This window comes from Synechococcus sp. WC101, assembly GCF_047461555.1.
In the GTDB taxonomy this organism is placed as follows: Bacteria; Cyanobacteriota; Cyanobacteriia; order Thermostichales; family Thermostichaceae; genus Thermostichus.
In genome coordinates this window covers 1-1,218 of sequence record NZ_JANSHG010000302.1, presented here as the reverse complement: position 1 = coordinate 1,218, position 1,218 = coordinate 1, and the positions used below count along the sequence as shown (strand labels likewise).

The 1,218-nt window shown below is 60.1% G+C and carries 1 protein-coding gene; it reads left to right on the top strand.

Annotated features, from left to right (window positions below; all coding sequences use genetic code 11):
* Positions 1 to 1,218, top strand: a 1,218-nt coding sequence (locus NW809_RS12675) for an NAD(P)H-quinone oxidoreductase subunit 4 (protein WP_414402308.1), incomplete at both ends; no start/stop codon positions are given.

Below are 1,218 nucleotides of genomic sequence, written 5' to 3'. Positions count from 1 at the left end.
CCCTCAAGCCGCGCCTGTTTTATTTTCTGATGTTGGCCATGTACGGCGGGCAGATCGGGGTGTTCGCCGTGCAGGACATGTTGCTCTTCTTCCTGATGTGGGAGCTGGAGCTGATCCCGGTGTATTTGCTCCTCTCCATTTGGGGGGGGTACAACCGCCTCTATGCGGCCACCAAGTTCATTCTCTACACCGCCCTCAGCTCCCTGTTTATCTTGGTGGCGGGCCTGGCCATGGCCTTCTACGGGGATCCCATCAGCTTTGACATGACGGATCTGGCCCACAAGGCCTATCCGCTGAGCTTCCAATTGCTGCTGTATGGGGCCTTCCTCATCGCCTACGGGGTGAAGCTGCCCGTCTTCCCTTTGCACACCTGGCTGCCCGATGCCCACGGCGAAGCTACGGCGCCGGTTCACATGTTGCTGGCCGGGATCTTGCTTAAGATGGGGGGCTATGCCCTGATGCGCATGAATGTGGGCATGCTGCCGGATGCCCACCTCTACTTTGCGCCGGTGCTGATCGTGCTGGGGGTGGTGAACATCATCTTTGCCGCCCTCACCTCCTTTGCCCAGCGCAACCTCAAGCGCAAGATCGCCTACTCTTCCATCAGCCACATGGGCTTTGTCCTCATCGGGATCGGATCCCTGACCGAAATCGGCATGAGCGGCGCCATGCTGCAGATGATCTCCCACGGGCTGATCGGGGCCAGCCTGTTCTTCTTGGTGGGGGCCACCTACGACCGCACCCACACGCTGGAGCTGGAGGAAATGGGCGGCGTCGGCCTGAAGATGCCCAAGATTTTCTCCATGTTCACCGCTTGCTCGCTGGCCTCTCTGGCTCTGCCGGGGATGAGCGGCTTTGTGGCGGAGCTGATGGTGTTCATCGGCATGGCCACCACCGATGCCTACTCCCTCCCCTTCCGGCTGGTGGTGGTCTTTCTGGCGGCGGTTGGGGTGATCCTGACTCCTATCTACCTGCTGTCGATGTTGCGGCAGATCTTCTTTGGCCCGGAAAACAAAGAGCTGACCGAACACGAGGAACTGGTGGATGCCGAGCCGCGGGAGGTGTTCATCATCGCCTGCCTGCTGATCCCCATCATCGGCATTGGACTCTATCCCAAGCTGGTCACTAGCCTCTACGACCAGTCCACCAATGCCCTGGTGGCGCTGCTGCGCCAAGAACTCTCCTCTATTGGAGCGACGGTTGCCCAAGCTCCTGCTC